The sequence below is a fragment of the Rhizobium sp. 25PS6 genome (assembly GCF_032464655.1).
GTDB lineage: Bacteria > Pseudomonadota > Alphaproteobacteria > Rhizobiales > Rhizobiaceae > Rhizobium > Rhizobium laguerreae.
Genome location: NZ_JAWDIV010000002.1, coordinates 201,956 through 224,129 on the forward strand (window position 1 = coordinate 201,956; position 22,174 = coordinate 224,129).

Genomic DNA, 22,174 nt, shown 5'->3' on the forward strand with positions numbered 1-22,174 from the left:
TCCGGCCTCAGATTCGCCCCGCAAGCGACGCCATCATGGAATCCCATGCATCGGCGGCCGGATCAAGTGCTGCCTGCAACGGCTCGAACTTCCTGCGGGTGACGGCGCGGGCAAGCTGGAACTGCACCGATTTCGCCACCTCCGAAATACGCCTAGCCTGCTCGGCGGCAGCCGCGAATTCACCAGGGGAAAGCCAGGCGAGGTAATCGGCCGCCAGCTCGAAATTGGCGCCCACCTGGCGAAGTGTGTTGAAGGCGTATTTGTGGAAGAAGCCGAACGGCCGTTCCGCCACCGCTTCGACCTGGTGTGGAAAGACGCTTGCAAAGGCGCGGATCGGGTTTTCGCGGGGACGCCGGGCAAAATGAAAACCGGCAAGCCGCCGTGCGGTCGCGCGCAGATGCGTTTCATCAGCCGGCCTTTCCGGGAAACGCGCAAATTCCGTGTAGGGCAGGAACGGCAGGTCGTTTTCCGTCAGGTGCAGCTGGAACAGTCCGTCGAAATCCTCGCCTTCAAGCCGGAAATAACCGGCATTATGGAAATAATCGACGCGCTTGGCCGCAACGTCCAGCCGGTTGATCGCGACCGTCGTCTTGCCGTGCTCCTGCCGGTAGGCAGTGCCGCGCGTATCCGGCATGTAGAAGGAATCCATTTCGATCAGGCAGAGACGGGCTCGCGCGATCTGAACCTCGACATGGCGTTCGACACGGTCGTAGATGGCAAGCTCAGTCGCACGAATGCCGTAGAGCGCTTCGAGGTCCTCAAGCGGCACTTTGAAGAAAGTGAACTGGTCGCCCTCGAAATCCTGCGTCAGGGTAAAACCCAGCATCGCCTCCGGCGCAACGCCTGATGTTGCCAGAACCTCGATCCAGAGATCGACATAACAATTGGTTTCCGGCCAGGTGCGCTCACCCGAATGCAGCGCATGCGCCCGGTAGGTTTCCGGGTCGATTCCCGAAAATACCCCCGAAAATACCGACGTCATCGATTTGCTCAGCCCCACAGCGCTTTCCGTACGCTGGCCGGCCATTGCTTCACATCGAGCCCGTGATGATGGAAGAGGGCAAGGGCGATGCGCTCCAGTCCAAAGCCGACGCAGGCGGTGTGTGCGACACTGCCGTCTTCGAGATTGAGACCCCACTTCGTGCCGAAGGCATCCTGATGGTAGTTGAAGCTCATGCAGGCGGTCGGATTGGCGGCCGAGGTGATCGGGATCAGCAGCTCGAACTTCAGGTTCTGGTCGCGCTGATTATTGGCGAGCATCTTGCCGGCGCGGCCGAAGAACGGATCATTAGCGACGTCGATCGTCACATCGAGGCCGACGGCCTTCATCATCTCGACGCCGCGATCCATCCAGCGCTGGCGGAAATCGGTGACGTGCAGCTCTGTGCCCATGCAGACATATTCACGCATGCGGAACAACTGCTGGCGGGCAGGGTCTTTCGACGGCTCATGGCGGAAGCAATAGGATTGCAGGTCGAAGAGGCCGCCGGTCTTCGGCAGGTTGCCGCGCTTGGCGATCGTCGGATAGAGCGGATAGCAGGCAGCCGGCGTCAACACGATGTCGGTCGCCTCCTGTCCCTTGGTCCAGTCTTCGCCGACTTCCATGCATTGCAGCAGGCTGACATGATCGAGCTCGCTGCCGCAGAAGCTGTGCACCGTGCCGGCGAGCTGCGGAAAGCTCTTCATATAGCCGCTCTTTTCGAAGAAGGCACGGTTCATGCCGGGCGGAAAGCGCATGGCTTCGGCACCATCGGCGCCGCCGAACGTGTCGATCAGGCGCTCGAAGGCAGCGATCACATCTTCGAACTGGCCGCTGCGGCCGTAGAGCCCGTCGATGCCGGTATCGATCAGCAGACCGGATTCGAAAAGCCGGTCCAGAAACGAGGTCTGCATATCCATGACTGTCACCCCAGTAGGCTAGTGTCCTGTTTATGGACAAGAAGCATGCTCGACGTGTTGCCGAGGATGCGGTCATTCGAAATCATGAGCTGTGCGGAATGCGCGTCGCGCAGATGGCGTCCGAGGCTGAAGGGCGTGCCGTTCTTGTAGCCCATGATGCCGCAGATCAGCATCGCATGGTTGACGATCTCCAGGATCGTCTCGGACGAAGCGATCTTGACGTTGTTCATCGCCACCGCAAATCCCATCGAAGACAGCCTGTCGGCATCGGCCTTGGCATCCTCATAGGCCTTGAGGCCGGCAACCACGTTGGATTTCACCATCTGCAGCAGGTTCGAAACCTCGGCGAGGCGCAGCGCGCCTGGCGGCTGGGCATCCGGCGCCCTGCGGGCTGCGGCACGCACAAAAGCCTGGGCGCGCACAACGGCGTCGACGGCGATGCCGTACCAGACGCCGCTCCACAAGAGGTGCGAGGAGGCAAGCATGGACTGCGCCGCGATCTCCGCGAAAGGCTTCGGCAGGATCTGGCAAGCCGGCGCTTCGCCCTTGAACAGGAAGCCATCGGAACAGGTGCCGCGCATGCCGAGCGTATTCCAGACATGCGTTTTCTCGAGCGTGTACTGGTCCTTGAGGAAGGCCGTCAGCACCTGATCGGAGGAAGCCGCCTGCGCGTGGGCACGCGAGGTGATGAGAATGGCGTCGGCGTGCGAGCCGTAGGAAATGACAGTCGCATCCTTTTCGAGACGGCACGTGTCGCCATCGACCTCGACCGCACAGATGCTGTTGCGCAGATTTCCGCCGATACCGCCTTCGGTGGTGGCGGATGCGATCAGCAGCTGCTCGGCGGCGATGCGGCGCATGAAACCGCGATGCCATTCGCTGTCGGCGCCGTGTTCAACGAGGCTCGACAGCTTGATGTGGTGCATGGCGAAGACCATGGCGCTTGCAGCGCAGGCCTGGCCGAGCATCGAGCACAATTCGGCGATCTCGGTGATCGAGGCGGATTCGCCGCCGAGATGGCGCGACACCTGGATGCCGAGCAGCCTTTCGGCCTTCATCGCATCGACGGCTTCCCGAGGGAAACGGCCTTCGGCATCAACGGTATCCGCGTGTTTCGCCGCAATTTCGGCGACGCGGGCCACCCTTGTGACAAGACCGTCCTGCATGATCTTGACAGGGAAATTCATCAGGCGACCTTCCGGCCGTCCCGGATGAGATCGACGGTCCTGGCGATGGCCGAGATGCTCGCGAAGGATTTGCGGTTCAGGAGATTGTCGGGAAATTCGATGTCGAAGGCCTCTTCGAGGCCAAGCATCAACTGCACAGAAGCAAAGGACGTCAAACCTGCCGCATAAAGATCGGCGTCGTCGGCGACCTGATCGATCGGCCCAGGAAGCTTGCCGAATTTGGCTACGAGGTCGCGGATTGCCTTATTCATCCCATCACTCCAAGATTCTCATGATCCCGATCCGGCGTTCATCGCCTTGTCATGAGCGTTCTTTTAGTGCGGAAAACAGAACATTCCGCTAATTTATTGAGTTAAATATGACTAAGGCTCATAGTTAGGATTTTAGCGATCATTCCCGCGCCGTCGTAAACAACCACCTTATATCAATGACTTAAGATAATTTCGATACTGCGACGCAGTCTGGTTTCTGGCGTGGCGAGTACAGAAATGACACGCAAAACGCCGCGTTTGTCTCAACCGGCCGGTGGATAGGAATGCTCGCCGCCGCGATAATCGGTGATGGAATAACATCCGTCGCCTGTCGCACGGATCGCACTCCCAGTGACGACGGCCTTGCCGTGACCGCCTGGGATATCGAGGATGTATGCCGGCTGGCAGAGACCGGAAATTCGCCCGCGCAGCGCCGCGACGATCTCCTGCCCCTCGTCGATCGTCACTCTGAAATGACTGGTGCCGGGCGCCAGATCCGGATGATGGAGGTAATAGGGTTTGACGCGGATTTCGACGAAGGCCTTCATCAGCTTCGCGAGCACGTCGGGATCGTCGTTGACACCCTTGAGCAGCACTGACTGGCTGACCATGGCGATGCCGGCATCGACGAGGCGGCCGCAGGCCGCCCGCGCTTCGGTCGTCAGTTCGCTGACATGGTTGGCGTGCAGCGCGATATAGACCGTCTTGCCGCTCGCCTTCAGCGCGGCGATCAGCGCCGCATTGATCTTCTCGGGATCGACGACCGGAACACGCGTATGGAACCTGATGATCTTGACGTGCGCGATGCTGGCAAGCGCCTCCATGATCTCGCCGAGCCGGCGCGAGGAAAGCACCAGCGGATCGCCGCCGGTGAGGATGACCTCCCAGATTTCCTCATGACCGCGGATATAATCGAAAGCGGCCTGCATCGCCGCGGCATCGAGCGTGCCGAGGCCCTGCGGCCCAACCATTTCGCGCCGGAAGCAGAAGCGGCAATAGACCGGGCAGACATGCACGGCCTTGAGCAACACACGATCGGGATAGCGGTGAACGATGCCTGCAACGGGGCTGTGGGCATGATCGCCGATCGGATCGGCGCGTTCTTCCGGGGCGATCGTGAGTTCGGCTGCATCGGGCACGAATTGCCGAGCGATCGGATCATCGGGATCGGCTCGGTCAATGAGCTTGCTGATCGCGGGCGTCAGCGCAACCGCGTAACGCGCTGCCACCTCCTCGAGCGCTATGCGATCGGCAGGCGCGACCAGCCCCGCCTTCACAAGATCGTCGACGCTCTTGATCGGTTTGACGACATTCATCTTCCAACCTCCGCCACCGGCGCCCAGAGCACCTGGTCGATGCGTGATGCTCCCGTCGCGAGCATCACCAACCGGTCGAAGCCGAGCGCGATACCGCTTGCCTCAGGCATCAGCGACAGCGCGGCGAGGAAATCCTCGTCGATCGGATAGGTCTCGCCGTAGACCCGCGCCTTCTCGGCCATCTCGATCCCGAACCGTCGCCGCTGTTCTGCAGCGTTGGTGAGTTCGCCGAAGCCGTTCGCTAGCTCGACGCCGCAGGCATAGAGCTCGAAACGTTCGGCAACCCTCGGATCGCGTGCCGAGCGACGCGCAAGGGCTGCCTCCGAGATCGGATATTCGTCGAGGATGGTGATGCGGCCGAAACCGAGATGCGGTTCGATCTTTTCGACCAGCACCCGGCTGAAGAGATCGGCCCAGCCGTCGTCATCGGCAACCCGCATGCCGATGCGCTTCGTCTCGGCCGCCAGATGGTCGCGGTCGGTCGAACCGTCGGCGGCGACCGAGGCGAGAAGATCGATGCCGGCATGACGCTCGAACGCTTCGGCAACGCTGATCCGCTCCGGCCCGGCGAAGGGATCGCTCTCGGCGCCGCGATAGGCAAGCTTCCCGGTCTTCACCGTCTCAGTCGCCAGCGCCAGGATCCGCACGCAATCCATCATCAGGCTCTCGTAGCCTTCGCCGGCCCGATACCATTCGAGCATGGTGAACTCGGGATGGTGCAGCGGCCCGCGCTCGCGGTTGCGATAGACATGCGCAAAACACGAGATGCGCTCCTCGCCCGCCGCAAGCAGCTTCTTGCAGGCGAATTCCGGCGAGGTATGCAGGTAGAACGGCGCCTTTTGCCCATCCGTCGTCAGTGCTTCCGTCGCGAAGGCATGCAGATGCGCCTCGTTGCCGGGAGAGACCTGCAGCACCGCGGTATCCACCTCGATGAAATCCTCGCGCGCGAAAAACCCGCGCAACGCCGCTTGGATCGCATTGCGTCCGATCAGGAACGGTCGGCGGTCGGCATGCACGGACGGGGTCCACCAGGGGGACGCTTTCGCCGAAGAGTTCATTCCAAGCTTTCTTCGCCGGAGAGGCCGGTATGGGGGGTGGCTATTTCCCGGATTTTAGGTTAGTTGCGCCCCAAAGAAAAAAACATTTGCGTCTTCGGAGCGTCTCGACAGTCATCTACGACGCCGAAAGCCGAGTTACAAGGAAGTCTTATGGTCAAGGTCATCGCCTCTTCGGTCCGCAAGGGCAACGTTCTCGATGTCGACGGCAAGCTCTATGTCGTTCTCACCGCCCAGAACTTTCATCCGGGCAAGGGCACGCCGGTCACCCAGGTCGACATGCGCCGCATCGTCGACGGCGTGAAGGTTTCCGAGCGCTGGCGCACCACCGAACAGGTCGAGCGCGCCTTCGTCGAGGACGTGAACCATCAATTCCTCTACGAAGACGGCGAAGGCTTTCACTTCATGAACCCTCAAAACTACGATCAGGTCGTCGTCGATGTCGACACGATGGGGGACGACAAGGCTTATCTGCAGGAAGGCATGACCTGCGTTCTGTCAATGCATGAAGGCATTGCGCTGGCGATCCAGATGCCGCGTCACGTCACGCTCGAAATCATGGAGACGGAACCGGTCGTCAAGGGCCAGACGGCTTCGTCTTCCTACAAGCCGGCTATATTGTCGAACGGCGTGCGCGCCATGGTGCCGCCGCACATCAATGCCGGCACCCGCGTCGTCATCGCCACGGAAGACAATTCCTACGTCGAACGCGCCAAGGACTGATCCTGGTTTCAGCCTATCGAAGAGGCCGGCTCACGCCGGCCTTTTTTGTATCCGCCGTCTCGATTAATAATCGGAGCATGATGTCGTCCGAAAACCGCTCACACTTTTCGGCATCATGCTCTATCTTTTTGTTTTCACGCAATTCCGGACGCAAAATCGCGGCACACTTTTGCGCGACATGCTTTAGAGATGCGGGTTGCGCGGACGGTATTTCTTCACGAGCTTCTGGTTGATCTCAGCGGCGCCCGGCATGTTGGCACTGAGATAAATTGGCGCATCGCCGGATTTCGAAAGCTCCGAGGCGACTTCGGCGAAGATCGCATTGATGACCGTCACCCCGACTGCTGTCGAGACTGGCCCAACCCGAAGCCCCGTGCCTTCGAGATCGACAACAGCGTCACCCGGTGGCAGCCCGTTGTCGAGCACCACATCGGCCACGTCGGCGAGCCGCCGGCGGCCATTGGCGATCGCTGAGGAATAGGCGATCGACGTGATGGCAATCACCTTTGCGCCGATTTCGCGCGCATAGTCGGCGGCCTCGATCGGCGCGGCGTTCACCCCGGAATTGGAGGCGATGATGATGACATCGCCCGGCTGCATGCCGTAACGCTCCAGCATCGGCCGCACCAGGCCCTGCGTGCGCTCATAGACCGAACTGATGACCGCACCCTCGTGCAGCATGGCCGAGCCGACGAGTATCGGCACGGTGAAGGCGAGCCCGCCGGCACGATAATGCACCTCTTCCGCCAGCATATGCGAATGGCCGGTGCCAAAGACATAGACCCGCTTGTCGCCGCGGGCAGCATTGAGGATGACGGCTGCTGCCTGCGCCATCGGCTCGGCAAGCGTCTGCTTCAGTTCTTCCAGCCGGCCGATCAGATTGGAGAAATAGGCATCGGTGATATCAGTCATCCGGCTTATCCTTGATTTCAGGCCGTTTCGCCGCTGAGCCAGGTGGCGGTGACGGCAAGCGCATCGGTGAGATGCACGAGATCGGCACGCGCGCCCGGCGAGAGATGGCCGCGATCGGCAAGCCGAAGGAACCGGGCCGGATAAAGGGTCGCCATGCGCAAAGCCTCGGCAAGCGTCAGGTCGAGATAGGTGACGCCGTAACGGATCGTCGAGATCATGTCGACGTCGGAACCGGCCAGCGTGCCGTCGGACAGCACCAGCTTCGAGCAGAAACCGCCCGTTTCGCGCCGGACGGTGCGCCCGTTCAGCGTGAACGAGTCCTTCTCCGAGCCGACGAGCGACATCGCATCGGTGACGAAAAACAGCTTGCCTTCACCGCGTTTGGCGCGCAGCGCCGTGCGCAGGGCCTTCGGATCGACATGATGGCCGTCGGCGATAATGCCGCACCAGGTCGAGGGATGATCGATCGCTGCGCCGACGAGACCGGGCGCACGGTGTCCCAACTGGCTCATGGCATTGAAGAGATGCGTGACTCCACGAGCTCCGGCATCGAAACGTTCTTCCGCCGCCTCGCTCGAACAATCGGAATGGCCGATGCTGACGGTGACGCCGGCTTCCGCAAGCTCACGCACCTGGGCAACCGTCACCTGCTCGGCGGCCATGGTGACGAGCAGCGTGCCGATCGCCTCGCGCGCCCGGATGAAGGCCTTGACATCGCGGTCCTCTACCGGCCGCATCAGTTCGGCCAGATGCGCGCCCTTGCGCGCAGGCGCCAGATGCGGGCCTTCGAGATGCAGGCCGGCGACACCGCGGTTCATTTTCACTGCCTCCTTGGCCGCCTCGATGGCGGCAATGGAGGTCTCTGATGTATCGGTGATCAGCGTCGGCAGCAGCGACGTCGTGCCATAGGGCCGGTGCCCGCCGGCGATGATGTCCATCGAGGCAACGGAAGGCTCGTCGTTCAGCATCCGCCCGGCGCCGCCATTGACCTGCGCATCGATGAAACCGGCCGACAGAACACCGCCGGCAAGCGTCACCACCTCGCCGTCCGGCAGATCATTTCTGGCAGCGATCGCTTCGACGCGGCCGCCGACAACGATGAGGGCCTTGTCGTCATGGAGGCGCTCGCCGTCGAAGATGCGGGCGCCGAGGAAGATCTTGCGGACCATCAGACCGTCTCCGTCACCTTGAGCAGGTTTGCCGGCTTGTCGGGATCGAAGCCCTTGCGGCGCGTCACCGACTCGATCAGCCGGTAATAGACGAGCAGCGACACCAGCGGATCGACGAGGCCGTTGCCCGTCGTCGGCACGCGCAGATGGACGCCGGAAAGCAGCTGAGTCGAGAAACCGACGGTGGTGGCGCCGAGTTTCTGCAGGCGTTCCAGCGCCTGCACATTGTTGACGAAGGCCGCATCGTCGGGCGCAAAGGCGACGATCGGGAAGCCCGGCTGCACCAGGCGCATCGGGCCATGCATCAGCTCCGCCAGCGAGAAGGCCTCGGCATGCAGGCCGGAGGTCTCCTTGGCCTTCAACGCCGCTTCGAGCGCGATCGCGAAGGCCGGGCCGCGGCCGGCGGTATAGAGCGAGGTCGCATTGAAGAGCACCTCCTCGGCTGCCGCCGTGTCGATACCGGCGGTTGCCGAGAGCGCCTCCGGCAGCTTGCCGAGCGCGGCCTGCAGATCGGACGCACCGCCGATGGCAGCCGTTACCCCGGAAAGGGCTGCAACCGAGGCGATGAAGGATTTTGTCGCCGCGACACTCTTTTCAGCACCTGCATTGAGACCGAGAACGATATCGGCCTGCTTCGCAAGCGGGCTGTCGGTGACGTTGACGACGGCGATCGTCGTCGCTCCGCCCTTCTTCGCCGCATCCTGCAGCGCGACGATGTCGGGGCTGGCACCCGACTGCGAGACGGTGAAATGGACACCGCCCTTCAGATGCAGCGCCGCACCATAGACCGAAGCGATCGACGGGCCGACCGAGGCGACCGGAACGCCGCAGGTGATCTCGAAGAGATATTTGAAGAAGGTGGCGGCATGGTCCGAGGAGCCGCGCGCCGCCGTCGTCACCACGCTCGGGCGGGCGGACGAAAACAGCCGGGCGATCTCGGCAAAGACCGGTTTTTCCTTTTCGAGCAGCGTGGCCACCACCTCAGGCGATTGGCCGGCTTCCTGTAGCATCAGTGACTGGTGGTCATTCATAGGTCATCTCCGATTCTCAATTCGGCAACGAAATCATAGGCATCGCCGCGATAATGCGAGCGGGTGTATTCGACGACGCGTTGGTCCTCCAGGCGCGAGACACGTTCGATCAGAAGCGCTGGCGCGCCCGATTTGACGTCCAGGATCGCCGCGGAAGACGGATCGAGCGTGACTGCGGTCAGCCGCTGCAGCGCGCGCACGGGCCTGTGGCCGCTGGCCGTCAACGCATCGTAGAGCGATCCCTCACCGCCGGCATCGTGTCCCAGGAACTTGATCGGCACCACGGCGCGTTCGATCGCCAGCGGCAGGCCGTCGGCAAGGCGCAAGCGGTCAAGTCTCAGCACCGGCTCGTCGCCGCCGAGGCCGAGCAGGAAGGATTCCTCCGGGGACGGCGTATTGACCGCCCGCGACAATATCCGTGCGGCCGGCAGACGCCCGCGTGAACGCATGTCGGCGGAGAAGGAGGAAAGCCGCCACAGCGACTGTTCCATGCGTTCCACCCTGCTCGATACGAAAGTACCGCTTCCGTGGCGCGATTCCAGTGCGCCTGACGCCATCAGGTCGCGATAGGCGGTGCGCACGGTGACACGGCCGAGCTTCAGAGCCTCGGCAAGGTCGCGCTCGCCCGGCAGCGCGGTGCCGGGCTTCAGCAGCCCTTCCTGAATGAGGCCGGTCAGCGTCTGCGCCAGCCGCTTGTAGAGCGGCCCGGTCAGCGCCTCGTCACGCAGGCCGCGGCTGTTCAATTCCGCTATCAGACTGGTTCTATCCATGGACACACAATAGAACCTATATAGAACCAATCGGCAAGACAGAATCGAGCACGGAACGAAAAAACCCTCGCCGGCGGACCAGCAAGGGTTTCATAACGCTCGAATTTGACAGCCGTGCGTGCGGCAGAAACACTCAGTTCTTGGTGAAGATATAATCCGTCTCCTGGCGCAGCACTTCGCCGGGGCGCAGGACCGCATTCGGAAAACCTTGGTGATTGATGGCATCCGGCCAGATCTGCGTCTCCAGGCAGAAGCCGGCGAATGGGCCGTATTTGCGCCCGCCGATGCCGGGGGCCGCGACATCGAGCTTGAAGCCGGCATAGAACTGCACACCTGGCTCCGTGCTGCGCACTTCCAGCGATACGCCGGAATACAGGCTGCGGGCGAGCGCGACGCTCCGCTTGGCGGTACGCTCGCCCGACAGGCAGAAATTATGGTCGTAAAACGCTTGTTCACTGCCGACAAAACGCTTCATCGGCGCCATCTCGCGGAAATCGAATTCCGTGCCCTCGACGGAACGGATCTCGCCGGTCGGCACCTGCTTCTCATCGGTCGGCAGATAGTGATCGGCGGCAATCATGATGTCATGGCCAAGCGCGTCTTCGCGGCCGTCGAGATTGAAATAGGCGTGCTGGCAGACATTGGCGAGCGTCGGCTGGTCGCTGGTCGATTCGTAGGTGATCGACAGTTCACCATTGCCATGCACCCAAAAAGTCGCCTGGATGGTGCAATTGCCGGGATAGCCGGCGCGGCCATCGGGATCGACGATCTTCAGCACCACGCGGTCGACGTCATGCTCGACGATCGTCCAATTGCGTTTGGCGATATTGTCGCTGCCGCCATGCAGATGCGTGACGCCGTTTTCATTCGGCTCGAGCTGATAGTCCTTGCCGTCAAGCGTGAACCTGCCGCCGCCGACGCGGTTGGCGCAGCGGCCGGGCGTCGCGCCGAAATAGGACGAATAAAGCAGATAGCTGTCGAAATCGTCGAAGCCAAGCTGCAGCGGCGCATCATGTCCCTCGAGACGCAGATCCTGGATGACCGCGCCCCAGCTGATGATCTTGGCCGTCAGCCCGCCGCCCTTGATCTCGACGCGATAGACGGTCTCGCCCGCCTGCGTCTGCCCGAAAACGTCCCGCTCCAACTTATCCGACATGATCGACCGTCCATTCTATCTCTTCTGCAAATTCCTCAATTCGGAATCGATTTGAGGAATTTGCAGCGATTCAATGTGTGAATTGCACGTCCGACGAAGACGCGCGGTGTGGTAGGCTTCAGGACAGGAACCTGCCCGGATTTGCTTCAATCTGCAACCGGCGGATCAGAAAGAAAAGCCGCAGCAGTGGTGCGGCGGCATCGGCTCCAGGCGTGATTCGGCAACGGTCAGAGATCGGTGCCGATCTCTTCCACATCAAAGGGCGTCGTCTGGTAGATTTCGTTGATCCAGTTGCCGAACAAGAGATGCGCATGGCTGCGCCAGCGGTTCTGCGGCGCAAGCGCCGGATCGTTATGCGGGAAGTAATTGTGCGGCATCTTGATCGGCACACCGGCATTGACGTCGCGGAAATACTCGTCGGAAAGCGAGGTGGAATCATATTCGACATGGTTGAACATGTAGAGCCGCCGGCCTCTCTTCTCGTGCACGAGGCAGACGCCCATTTCGCTGGACTCCATCAGGATCTCCAGGCTTTCGGATTTTTCGATATCAGTGCGGCGCACTTCGGTCCAGCGTGACACCGGCACTTCGAAATTGTCGGAAAAGCCGTTGAGGTAGATCGAGGAAGGCTTCAGGTTCCGGTGGCGGTAGACGCCGAAGGCCTTCTCTTTCAGCTCGTATTTCGGAACGCCGTGAAAATGATAGACCGCCGCCATCGCGCCCCAGCAGACGTTCATCGTCGAATGGACATTCGTTTCCGTCCAGTCGAGAATCTCCTGCATCTCCGCCCAATAGGTGACGTCCTCATAGGGCAAAAGCTCGATCGGCGCCCCGGTGATGATAAAGCCGTCGAACTTGCGGTGCTTTACCTCCTCCCAGGTCTGGTAAAAGGCAAGCAGATGATCTTCGGACGTATTCTTCGCCTTGTGGCCGCCGATGCGGATGAGCGACAGCTCCACCTGCAGCGGCGAGGCGCCGACAAGGCGGGCCATCTGCAGCTCGGTCTTGATCTTGTTCGGCATGAGGTTCAGCAGCCCTATCTGCAACGGTCGGATATCCTGACGGATCGCCAACGTCTCGGTCATCACCCGCACACCCTCCTGAACCAGGGTTTCGAAGGCGGGCAGCGTATCGGGGATCTTGATGGGCATTGCGGTCACTCGATCAAAAACAAAAACCGGCGGCGACAAAAATCGCTACCGGTCCGCACGCGGCCCTTTAGCGACTTTTTTAACGTGGCTGCAAGCCGGCCGGCCAAATCACCACGGAGGCCTTAATTAGACCCAGTCTGATTGCGAATCAACTGGCGAATGCATGCAGGAGAGACTCATGCAAGCATCATCACACTTTAATGACTGATAGAATCTGTTGATAGACCGGTAACGCCACCATGTTATTTATAGGGGCATGGGCGATTTGGAAAAGCGTAATGGCAGATAAGATCGAGAGGAGGCCGGGCATCCGGAGGCAGGATAGGGTAGGGTATGATTTAAGCCTGACATATCGCCTCGGCGTCATGTTCTCAGCATTCTGGAATTCGGAAGTGCGTGGCAAGGTGCTGTTTCTGGCGACCGTGCTGATCCTCGTCATCCTGGCGACATCCTACGGCCAGGTCATCCTGAACGAGTGGAATGCTCCTTTCTACGACTCGCTGGAGCGCCGCGACCTCGGCGAATTCTTCCACCAGCTCGAAATCTTCGCGATGATCGCCGGCACGCTGCTGCTGCTCAACGTGCTGCAGGCTTGGCTGAACCAGATGACCGCGCTCTATATGCGCGAAGGCTTGTCGCGCGATCTGGTCGACCAGTGGCTGAAGCGCAAGCGAGCGCTGCGGCTCGCCTCCAGCGGCTTGATCGGCGTCAATCCGGACCAGCGTCTGCACGAGGATTCCCGCAACCTTGCCGAAAGCACGACAGGACTGGTTCTCGGCCTGCTGCAGTCGACCATTCTTCTTGTGAGCTTCATCGGCGTGCTCTGGGAACTTTCCAGCGGCTTCATCTTCCGCATCAGCGGCCATAGCTTCTCCATTCCAGGCTACATGGTCTGGGCGGCGATTTTCTATGCCGCTTCCGCGTCAGTGCTGAGCCAGGTGGTCGGCCGCAAGCTGGTGAAGCTCAATGCCGATCGTTTTTCGAAAGAGGCCGAGCTTCGCTTCACGCTGATGCACGCCAACGAAAACATGCCGGCAATCACCGTCGCCCGCGGCGAGGAGAACGAGCGTCGGCGCATCAACACCGATATCAGCTCGGTCCTGACAGTCGTCAAGCGGCTTGCCATGGCCAATACCAATCTCACCTGGGTCTCGGCCGGCTATGGCTGGCTGGTGATCGTCATCCCGATCATCGTTGCCGCCCCCGCCTATTTCTCCGGCGGTCTCACCCTCGGCCAGCTGATGATGTCCGTCGGTGCCTTCAACCAGGTCAACACGGCGCTGCGCTGGTATGTGTCCAATTTCGGCCCGATCGCCGAATGGCGCGCCACGCTGATGCGCGTCACCGATTTCCGCCAGGCGCTGGTCGAGATGGAAGAGGACTTCGACCTGAAGGACAGCATCGCCTATGAAAACGCCGCGCCCGACACGCTGACGCTGAAGGACGTGGTGATCGTCGCCAAGATCGGCGAAGACATCGAGGAATGCGGCGGTTTCCGCCTGCGTGAAACCGATGTCGTGATCAAGGCCGGCGAAAAAATCATGATCAACGGCGATCACAGCGTCAATCGCAAGCTGCTCTTCCAGGCGATGGCCGGCCTCTGGCCGTGCGGCAGCGGCACGATAGGCCTGCCGCCGATCGACGACATGCTCTTCGTTCCGCAGGTTGCCTATGTTCCCGGCGGCACGCTGCGCGAGGCGCTGGCCTTCCCCGAACGTCCCGAAGCCTACGAGAAAGCCGACGTCGAGGCGGCCCTCGACAAGGTTGGTCTCCATTCGCTGATCGCAAGGCTCGAAACCCGCGCCCGCTGGGACAAGCTGCTCGACAGCGACCAGCAGAAAGCGATCGGATTTGCCCGTCTGCTTCTCGTGCGCCCGCGCTGGATCATCTTCGACGAAGTGCTGGAAGGCATGGAGCCGGAATTTCAGGAAACAATGGCCAAACTGCTCACCTCGATGCCCGAAAGCGGCATGATCTATATCGGCCGCTCCGAGGCCTATCTCGAGGTGCTGAAGCCGCGCGTGCTGCATCTGCAGGCGCTGCCGTCAAAATCCGAGGAACAGCCATCTGTCGTCCAGACCGGCGCCAGCGCCAGTGCCGGCGCTGCCGCCATGCCCGCGCCGGCGCTTTGATGCCGCGCATCCGTTACATCGGCGGTATGACGCCGTTGAGACCGACGGCGATCTGGCTGGCCGAGATGCTGCCATCCGCCGCCGTCTCGCCGGTGACGACGACGCCGGCGCCGGGCTTCAGATCATCCTTGGTCGCAGGCGCCAACGTCACGATCGGCGTGCCATCGGCAATCGAGATGGTCTTTTCCTTGCCCTGATAGGTCAGCGTGATCGTGTGGCCGTCGACGGATTTGACGGCGTTGCTGACAGTCGCGTTGGTCATCTGGCTGTTCGGCTGCGCATCCCAGGGACGGTTGCCCTCACCGGTTCCCTTCATCGACGCCGGAAAGATCAGCACCTCGATCGCCCCGTCCGGGCCCGTGCCCTTCGGAAGCGAAGCGACGCCGACGAAATCGCCGGGTTTGATATCCTCGACGGAAGCTTTTTTGATGCCGTCGACCTTCCAGCCGGCTTTCAGCGCGACCGTCGCATCGTTGCCCTCGCGCGTCTTGACGACGAGCGTATCGCCGCTGAGTGTTTCGATTGCGCTCCGAACACGAATGCGCTGGGCGTCTTGCGCCTGTGCGGTTTGCGACAGGGCAAGCGCCACGAGGCTGCCGGCAGTAAGTGCTGTGAGAAAACGGGAATGAGGCTTGCGAGACATATGACTTTTCCTTGTCGCCATTGCGATTAGCAATATCCCCGGCTGCCGGACGGCACCTTATGCCGCAGGACGACACACTGACGAATCAAGGAAAAGTGAGCCTTGAGCCTCGAGAAAATCTCAGCCTTCCAGCTCTTCCCGCAGCATTTCGAGCTCCAGCCACTCCTCTTCCATGTCAGTCAGGCTGGCGCGCAGTTTTTCCATCTCGCCGGCAAGCCGGTTGAAGGCTGCGGGATCGCGCGTGAAAAGATTGGGGTCTGCCATCACCTGTTCGCGCTTGGCGATTTCGGCTTCGGCCTTCGCCATTTCCTTTGGCAGGTTTTCCAGTGCGAATTTCTGCTTGAAGGAGAGCTTGACCTTCGAGCTGCCTGAAGCTGTTGCTTGCTGGGTCTTCGGCTTCTCCGCCGCCTTCTCGGCTTTTCTGCGCTCCTCAAGCGCGCCCTTGCGCTGTATAAGCATGTCCGAGTAGCCGCCAGCATATTCGATCCAGCGACCATCAGGCGCATCCGGCACGGCGGGTGCGATCGTCGAGGTCACGGTGCGGTCGAGGAAATCGCGGTCGTGGCTGACGAGGATGACGGTGCCGGGAAAGCCGGCGACAATCTCCTGCAGGAGATCGAGCGTTTCGATATCGAGATCGTTGGTCGGCTCGTCGAGGATCAAGAGGTTCGTCGGGCGCGACAGGATGCGTGCCAGCATCAGCCGGGCGCGTTCGCCGCCGGAGAGGTTTCTGATCGGCGTACGCGCCTGTTCCGGCTGAAACAGAAATTCCTTCATGTAGCCGGTGACATGGCGCTGCTCGCCGTTGACGAGCAGGTTTTCGCCGCGCCCATCCGTCAGATAGTTGGCAAGCGTATCCTCGGGATCGAGATCTTCGCGTTTCTGGTCGAGCGTCGCAATCTCCAGATTGGTGCCGAGCTTGACGATGCCGCTATCGGGTGAAAGCTGTCCGGTCAGCATCTTCAGCAGCGTCGTCTTGCCGGCGCCGTTCGGTCCGACCAGACCAATGCAGTCGCCGCGATGCACGCGGATCGAAAACGGCGTGACGATTGCCCTCTCACCGAAGCTCTTGGTGATCTTGTCGGCCTCGATCACCAGCTTGCCGGATTCCTGCGCGTCCGAAACCGTCGCCTGCACCGTGCCCTGCGGTCCCTTGTGGCCGCGATAGTTCGAGCGCATCGTCTGCAGCTCGCCGAGACGGCGCATGTTGCGCTTACGCCGCGCCGTGACGCCATAGCGCAGCCAGTGCTCCTCGCGCTCGATCGACTTGCCGAGCTTGTGCTGCTCCAGCTCCTCGGCCTCCAGCACCTGGTCGCGCCAGGCTTCGAAATGTGCAAAGCCCCTGTCCAGCCGGCGCGAGGTGCCGCGGTCGAGCCAGACGGTTGCCGTCGAGACCTTTTCGAGGAAACGCCGGTCGTGCGAGATCAGCACCAAGGCGCTGCGCGTCTTTTGCAGCTCGCCTTCCAGCCATTCGATGGTCGGCAGGTCGAGATGGTTGGTCGGTTCGTCGAGCAGAAGAATGTCCGGCTCCGGTGCCATAACCCGGGCAAGGGCTGCGCGCCGCGATTCGCCACCGGACAGCATCCTGGGGTCCTCATCGCCGCTCAGCCCGAGATGCGACAGCAGATAGGTGACACGATAGGGGTCATCGCCCGGGCCGAGGCCGGCCTCGGCATAGGCCTGCACCGTGTTGAAGCCGGCAAAATCCGGCGCCTGTTCGAGATAACGCACCGTCGAGGACGGATGGCGGAAGACCTCGCCGGACTGCGCCTCGACCAGGCCGGCGGCAATCTTCAGCAGCGTCGATTTTCCCGAGCCGTTACGCCCGACGAGACAGATTTTGTCACCGGGCTCGATCTGCAGGCCGGCACCCGCCAGAAGCGGTGCACCGCCAAAGCTCAGGAAGATATCGTCGAGTTTCAGAATGGGAGGGGCCAAAAATCAGACTCCGGAAAGATCATAGGGCCGGGCGAGCACGATTGCCCGGCCGCTGCGGAGCGAAAAGCGAACCTTGCCTTCCGCAACATTGGAAATGGTGCGCGATGAGCCGAAAGGCAGATGGAAATCTGCTAGCGGATAACGTGCATTCTCGATGGAAAGCCCTCTCAGCTCGCTGAATCCGGGCACGGAAAACAGGCTGCCCTTGGGAAGGTCCAGTTCGATCGCACCGGCAACCAGCGGCACTGCCTCTTCCTTGCCCGAGGTCAGCAGCAGGTCGAAACCCTCTTCCGCCAGGCTGACGGCCGACAGCAGATGCTGAAGCGCGTGGTCGGAACGTTCGCCGCCGAGCGCACCGGCGAGGATCAGCCGCCGCGCGCCCCGCGCGATGGCCTCCGCCACGGCGATTTCACCGTCCGTCGCCGCCTTCGCTGCCGGATAGGGCTGTTTCGGCACATCGGGAAATGCACCCGCGAGATCATCAGGGGTCGAATCGAAATCGCCGACCCAGAGCTCCGGCGCAATACCGAGTGCTGCCGCATGCCGCATGCCGCCATCGGCCGCAATGAAGCGGCTGTCCTCGATGGCATCGCGCAGGCGCTCCGTCAGGCTGAGTTCGCCGCCAAGGAGAATGGTGAAGGTGGATTGGCTCATGGGCATTGCCCTTAGCGCAAACGAGGGGTCGAGGGGAAGGGCCGGCGAACGTCGGCGTCTGCCTCAGCCCGGCGTATCCTTGTCGCGCGACAGGAAAACCGCCTCGTAGCCGCCGATGAAGCGCTCGAAGAGCGCTGCGAAGCGCTCGACATCTTCCTGCGGCCAGTCCGAAACGATTTCGGAAATGATCGCAAGCTTCTGCGCGACGATCTCGGCAAGCAGGTCCTGGCCGACCTCGGTCATGACGACGACGATCCGCCGCGCATCGGCCTGCGAGGCCTCGCGGCGCAGCACGTTGCGCCCGACCATGTCGGCCACCACGCGGCTTGCCCGTGACGGATCGATGCGCAGCATCTCCGCGATCATGCCGACCGTGACCTCGCCGGCAGGCTGCGCCCTCCGCACGGCATCGAGCACGTCGAGATGCGATAGCTCGAGGCCCGGTGCAGCACTCTGGATCGCCAGCCGGCCGATCAGCCGCCGCCCGGTCATCAGCCGCATGCGCGCCATGCTCCGGCCGATACGCGGCACGTTTTCACGATCCGGCTTGGCCGGCTCCACAGAATGGGTCTTGGTCAGGACGTCGCTCATCACAGGACCATAACAGAGCCGATTCAAAAATTGAATATGCCGATGTCATTAATGTGCCGTTGACAACTATATGCTGTTAGCACATAAATGCACTTCAACCCGGAACGATGCCTCCCATGGACATGCACCTCGCGCCTGCGCCGCTCGTGACGGATCCTCGTCGCCGGCTTATCCTCTTCTTCTTCCTGATGACCGCCATGTTCATGGCGACGCTTGATAATCAGATCGTCTCCACGGCGCTGCCGACGATCGTCGGCGAATTCGGTCATCTCGAGCGTTTCGGCTGGATCGGCTCGGCCTATCTCCTGTCGCTGAGCGCAGTCATGCCGCTCTACGGCAAGCTCGGCGACCTGTTCGGCCGCAAATACGTGATGATGACGGCGATCATGATCTTCACCGTCGGATCGACAGTCTGCGGCCTTGCGGTCTCGATGAATACGCTGATCGCCGCCCGCGTGCTGCAGGGTCTTGGCGGCGGCGGCATCATGGTATCGATCTTCGCCGTCAACGCCGACCTGTTCGAGCCACGCGAGCGGGCGCGCTACCAGAGCTATTCCAGCCTCGTGCTGATGGCATCGGGCGCGATCGGCCCCGTGCTCGGCGGCACGATGAGCGATCTCTTCGGCTGGCGCTCGATCTTCCTCGTCAACGTGCCGATCGGCTTCATCGTGCTCGCCGGCCTTGTCTTCATGCTGCCGTACCGCAAACCGCATCGCCGCCCCAAGATCGATTATGCCGGTGCGCTTCTGCTTGCCATGACGACAACAAGCATCGTGCTTGCCACCGACAGCAGCGAACTGTTCGGTGCATTGATTTCGCCTGAAAGTATCGGCATCGTCGCCTTCGGCGTCGTCTGCGCCGTCACCTGGGTGTTCGTCGAGCGCCGCGCGCCGGAGCCGATCGTTCCCCTGCAGCTGTTTCGCAACTCGACCTTCAGCCTGCTCCTGGTGATCTCGATCATGGGCGGCGCCATCGCCATCGGCATGGTCAATTATCTCGCTCTCTTCCTGCAGACCACGACCGGCCTTTCGCCGTCTGCCGCCGGCCTGCTCTTCATCCTTCTGACCGGCGGCCTCGTCTGCGGGTCGCTTTCCGCAGGCCGCATCATCTCGAAGACGGGGCGCTACAAGCCCTTCGCCATTGCAAGCCTCACCTGCAGTGCCATCGCCTTTGCACTGATGTCGCAGATCCACGCGGGAACGCCGATCGCCTTCATCGGCGCGGTCATGATGCTGCACGGCATCGGCATCGGCCTTGCCCAGCAGGTTCCCGTCATCGGCGTACAGAATGCAGCACCCGCCCGCGATGTCGGCGCCGCAACCGGCTCGGTGACGCTGTCGCGCATGGGCGGTGCCTCGATCGCCATTTCCATCTATGGCGCCATCATCGCCTCTCAGCTCGGCAAGGTCGGCATCTCCATTCCCGGCGTCGCCGATATCGAGCAGCTGACGCCGAAAATGATGGCCGCCCTTCCCGAAGCGAGCCGCCAGGCCGTCGCCGATACCTATGCCGCCGCTTTCTCGCCGCTCTTCATGACTTCCTGCGCCATTGCGCTGATCGGCCTTGCCGCCGCCATCATGCTGAAACCCGTGCAGCTGCCTCGCGCCGGCGAGACCACGAAGCCGCAACCGGCGACGGCGGAAGCTGCCGAATAGTCGAATCGTTACTGCGAGAGGATGCTTCACCGGGAGCCCTTCCTCTCGATGCCTATATCAAGGGTTGCAATTTTCTCGCAAGACTGTCGCTATCGAGCCGGTTGCTTCAATCGGGCCGTTCTTTTTCCGCGCCGTCGACGAATCTCCGCTTTGTGACGGAACTTTCGCCATAATTTCATCCGAGCGAAAGGAAGCCTTAATGCCTGAGGCTTGCTAAAATGCAACGGCGCCACATTTAAACGAAGTCTCGCTATGCAACCGATGCGTAAATCAGCTACAGCAACGACTTGTATCGGCCGATTGTGCAGCGCGAGATCAGGGGTGCGCACCTGTTGAGTTCCCCTTGCCACGGTCGGTCCGAATCTGCGGCAAACCGGCAAAACAGCGACATGATGCGGAGAATCAGACTGGACAGCTCGACGACGTGGAAATCGCCCGCGCTTTCCAGTGATGCCATCTCCGCGCCGCGGCGCTTCGCGCGTCGCATGATGCTGCTTTCGGCCCTCGCAATGGCGCTGAATGGCTGCCAATCGCTGATCGACCAATCCTATCAGCCCAGTGTCTCGCCTTCTTCCAATCCGCAGATCGTCGACGAGGTGCAGAAGAACGATCCGCGCGCGGCAATGGGCGCCCGCGAGCATCCGCGCATCGTGGCAAGCTATGGCGGCGAATACAAGGACGCCAAAACCGAGCGCCTCGTCGCCCGCATCGCCGGCGCGCTGACGGCGGTGTCGGAAAATCCGAGCCAATCCTACCGCATCACCATTCTGAATTCGCCGGCGATCAACGCCTTCGCGCTGCCGGGCGGTTATCTCTACGTTACCCGCGGCCTGCTCGCCCTTGCCAACGACGCCTCGGAAGTCGCTGCTGTGCTGTCGCACGAAATGGGCCATGTGACGGCAAACCACGGCATCGAGCGGCAGAAGCGCGAAGAGGCTGAGGTCATCGCCAGCCGCGTCGTCGCCGAGGTCCTGTCCAGCGACATCGCCGGCAAGCAGGCGCTTGCCCGCGGCAAGCTGCGGCTCGCCGCCTTCTCCCGCCAGCAGGAGCTGCAGGCCGATGTCATCGGCGTGCGCATGCTCGGCGAAGCCGGCTACGACCCTTATGCCGCCACCCGGTTCCTCGATTCGATGGCCGCTTACAGTCGCTTCATGTCGGTTGATCCCGAAGCCGACCAGAGCCTCGACTTCCTGTCGAGCCATCCGAATTCGGCCCAGCGCATAGAACTTGCCCGCACCCACGCCCGCGCCTTCGGCCAGGAAGGCTCGGTCGGCGACAAGGGGCGCAATTATTATCTCGACGGTATAGACGGACTGCTCTACGGCGACAGCCCGGAAGAAGGCTATGTGCGCGGCCAGACTTTCCTGCATGGCGGCCTCGGCATCCGTTTCGACGTACCGCCGGATTTCCACATCGACAACAAGGTCGAAGCGGTGATGGCCACCGGCCCGAACGACATCGCCGTCCGCTTCGACGGCGTCGCCGACAATCAGAACCAGAGCCTCACTAACTATATTTCCAGCGGCTGGGTGACCGGGCTCGACCCGTCGACCATCCAGCCGATCACCATCAACGGCATGGAAGCAGCCACCGCGCGCGCTAGCGCCGACCGCTGGGATTTCGATGTGACCGTGATCCGCAACAATTCGCAGATCTTCCGTTTCCTGACCGCCGTGCCGAAAGGCAGCGGCGCCCTTGAGCCAACGGCGAATGTGCTACGGGCGAGCTTCCGCCGCATGACGCCGGCAGAGACCGCCTCGCTGAAGCCGCTGCGCATCCGCGTCGTCACGGTCCGGCCGGGTGAGAACATCTCGACGCTCGCCGCCCGCATGATGGGCACAGACCGCAAGCTCGATCTCTTCAAGCTCATCAACGCCCTGCCCACGGGGGCAGCCGTTGCAACAGGCGATCGCGTCAAGATCATCGCCGAATAAAAAAGGC

20 protein-coding genes and 1 riboswitch are annotated in these 22,174 nt (G+C 61.7%); of the genes, 4 read left to right on the forward strand and 16 right to left on the reverse strand.

Features of this window, described 5'->3' with window-relative positions:
- Window positions 1–7: 7 nt before the first annotated feature.
- The 6 genes from RWK44_RS03615 to epmA all read right to left on the reverse strand — a co-directional run bounded on the left by RWK44_RS03615 (window position 8) and on the right by epmA (window position 5,711).
- The gene (locus RWK44_RS03615) at window positions 8–1,000 is read right to left on the reverse strand and encodes a DUF1839 family protein (protein WP_222061725.1); all 993 of its coding nucleotides are present in this window, start codon (window positions 998–1,000) and stop codon (window positions 8–10) included.
- The gene (locus tag RWK44_RS03620; RefSeq protein WP_025396393.1) at window positions 991–1,899 is read right to left on the reverse strand and encodes an amino acid--[acyl-carrier-protein] ligase; all 909 of its coding nucleotides are present in this window, start codon (window positions 1,897–1,899) and stop codon (window positions 991–993) included. Before RWK44_RS03620 ends, RWK44_RS03615 begins: the two co-directional genes overlap by 10 nt.
- A 5-nt stretch (window positions 1,900–1,904) precedes the next feature.
- On the reverse strand, window positions 1,905–3,086 hold the full coding sequence (locus RWK44_RS03625; RefSeq protein ID WP_316028373.1) for an acyl-CoA dehydrogenase family protein: 1,182 nt from the start codon (window positions 3,084–3,086) through the stop codon (window positions 1,905–1,907).
- Complete coding sequence (locus tag RWK44_RS03630; RefSeq protein WP_025396395.1) at window positions 3,086–3,337, reverse strand: acyl carrier protein; 252 nt, start codon at window positions 3,335–3,337, stop codon at window positions 3,086–3,088. The genes RWK44_RS03625 and RWK44_RS03630 overlap by 1 nt, the downstream gene beginning before the upstream one ends.
- Window positions 3,338–3,600: 263 nt before the next feature.
- Complete coding sequence (locus RWK44_RS03635) at window positions 3,601–4,653, reverse strand: lysine-2,3-aminomutase-like protein (RefSeq protein ID WP_168255973.1); 1,053 nt, start codon at window positions 4,651–4,653, stop codon at window positions 3,601–3,603.
- The gene (gene epmA, locus RWK44_RS03640; protein WP_025396397.1) at window positions 4,650–5,711 is read right to left on the reverse strand and encodes an EF-P lysine aminoacylase EpmA; all 1,062 of its coding nucleotides are present in this window, start codon (window positions 5,709–5,711) and stop codon (window positions 4,650–4,652) included. Before epmA ends, RWK44_RS03635 begins: the two co-directional genes overlap by 4 nt.
- Before the next feature lie 150 nt (window positions 5,712–5,861).
- Between epmA and efp the strand changes: the two genes are divergently transcribed.
- Complete coding sequence (efp, locus tag RWK44_RS03645; protein WP_017962511.1) at window positions 5,862–6,431, forward strand: elongation factor P; 570 nt, start codon at window positions 5,862–5,864, stop codon at window positions 6,429–6,431.
- Between the two features lie 183 nt (window positions 6,432–6,614).
- On the opposite strand, the gene RWK44_RS03650 is transcribed toward efp, so the two are convergent.
- The 6 genes from RWK44_RS03650 to metA form a co-directional block, all read right to left on the reverse strand.
- A complete protein-coding gene (locus RWK44_RS03650) occupies window positions 6,615–7,343 on the reverse strand; it encodes an SIS domain-containing protein (RefSeq protein ID WP_025396398.1) in 729 nt (242 codons plus the stop codon).
- Window positions 7,344–7,360: 17 nt separating this feature from the next.
- Window positions 7,361–8,512 (reverse strand): N-acetylglucosamine-6-phosphate deacetylase, encoded by a 1,152-nt coding sequence (gene nagA / locus RWK44_RS03655; RefSeq protein WP_222061727.1) that lies wholly within the window; start codon window positions 8,510–8,512, stop codon window positions 7,361–7,363.
- The gene (locus RWK44_RS03660) at window positions 8,512–9,543 is read right to left on the reverse strand and encodes an SIS domain-containing protein (protein ID WP_131663129.1); all 1,032 of its coding nucleotides are present in this window, start codon (window positions 9,541–9,543) and stop codon (window positions 8,512–8,514) included. Before RWK44_RS03660 ends, nagA begins: the two co-directional genes overlap by 1 nt.
- Window positions 9,540–10,313: a GntR family transcriptional regulator gene (locus RWK44_RS03665; RefSeq protein WP_131663128.1), complete on the reverse strand. Its 774-nt coding sequence runs from the start codon at window positions 10,311–10,313 to the stop codon at window positions 9,540–9,542. The genes RWK44_RS03660 and RWK44_RS03665 overlap by 4 nt, the downstream gene beginning before the upstream one ends.
- A 133-nt stretch (window positions 10,314–10,446) precedes the next feature.
- Window positions 10,447–11,469: an aldose epimerase family protein gene (locus RWK44_RS03670; RefSeq protein WP_221953415.1), complete on the reverse strand. Its 1,023-nt coding sequence runs from the start codon at window positions 11,467–11,469 to the stop codon at window positions 10,447–10,449.
- 227 nt (window positions 11,470–11,696) lie between these two features.
- The gene (metA, locus tag RWK44_RS03675) at window positions 11,697–12,620 is read right to left on the reverse strand and encodes a homoserine O-acetyltransferase MetA (protein ID WP_221983560.1); all 924 of its coding nucleotides are present in this window, start codon (window positions 12,618–12,620) and stop codon (window positions 11,697–11,699) included.
- 47 nt (window positions 12,621–12,667) lie between these two features.
- Window positions 12,668–12,745, reverse strand: a riboswitch (SAM riboswitch).
- Between the two features lie 114 nt (window positions 12,746–12,859).
- Between metA and RWK44_RS03680 the strand changes: the two genes are divergently transcribed.
- On the forward strand, window positions 12,860–14,752 hold the full coding sequence (locus RWK44_RS03680; protein ID WP_205938857.1) for an ABC transporter ATP-binding protein/permease: 1,893 nt from the start codon (window positions 12,860–12,862) through the stop codon (window positions 14,750–14,752).
- A gap of 13 nt (window positions 14,753–14,765) precedes the next feature.
- Here the strand turns inward: RWK44_RS03680 and RWK44_RS03685 are convergent, their stop codons facing one another.
- From RWK44_RS03685 to RWK44_RS03700, 4 genes are all read right to left on the reverse strand, one after another.
- The gene (locus RWK44_RS03685) at window positions 14,766–15,395 is read right to left on the reverse strand and encodes a hypothetical protein (RefSeq protein ID WP_316028374.1); all 630 of its coding nucleotides are present in this window, start codon (window positions 15,393–15,395) and stop codon (window positions 14,766–14,768) included.
- A 120-nt stretch (window positions 15,396–15,515) separates the two neighbouring features.
- Window positions 15,516–17,333 carry an ABC-F family ATP-binding cassette domain-containing protein gene (locus RWK44_RS03690; protein ID WP_222061728.1) on the reverse strand — a complete coding sequence of 606 codons (1,818 nt, stop codon included), beginning with the start codon at window positions 17,331–17,333 and terminating at the stop codon, window positions 15,516–15,518.
- A 3-nt stretch (window positions 17,334–17,336) separates the two neighbouring features.
- Window positions 17,337–17,993 carry a thiamine diphosphokinase gene (locus tag RWK44_RS03695; RefSeq protein ID WP_206105854.1) on the reverse strand — a complete coding sequence of 219 codons (657 nt, stop codon included), beginning with the start codon at window positions 17,991–17,993 and terminating at the stop codon, window positions 17,337–17,339.
- 57 nt (window positions 17,994–18,050) lie between these two features.
- Complete coding sequence (locus tag RWK44_RS03700) at window positions 18,051–18,578, reverse strand: MarR family winged helix-turn-helix transcriptional regulator (RefSeq protein WP_131663121.1); 528 nt, start codon at window positions 18,576–18,578, stop codon at window positions 18,051–18,053.
- Window positions 18,579–18,694: 116 nt separating this feature from the next.
- Between RWK44_RS03700 and RWK44_RS03705 the strand changes: the two genes are divergently transcribed.
- Window positions 18,695–20,233, forward strand: coding sequence for an MDR family MFS transporter (locus tag RWK44_RS03705; protein ID WP_168329682.1), 1,539 nt, complete (start codon window positions 18,695–18,697; stop codon window positions 20,231–20,233).
- A 389-nt stretch (window positions 20,234–20,622) separates the two neighbouring features.
- Window positions 20,623–22,167 carry a M48 family metalloprotease gene (locus RWK44_RS03710; RefSeq protein ID WP_131663119.1) on the forward strand — a complete coding sequence of 515 codons (1,545 nt, stop codon included), beginning with the start codon at window positions 20,623–20,625 and terminating at the stop codon, window positions 22,165–22,167.
- Window positions 22,168–22,174: the final 7 nt, after the last annotated feature.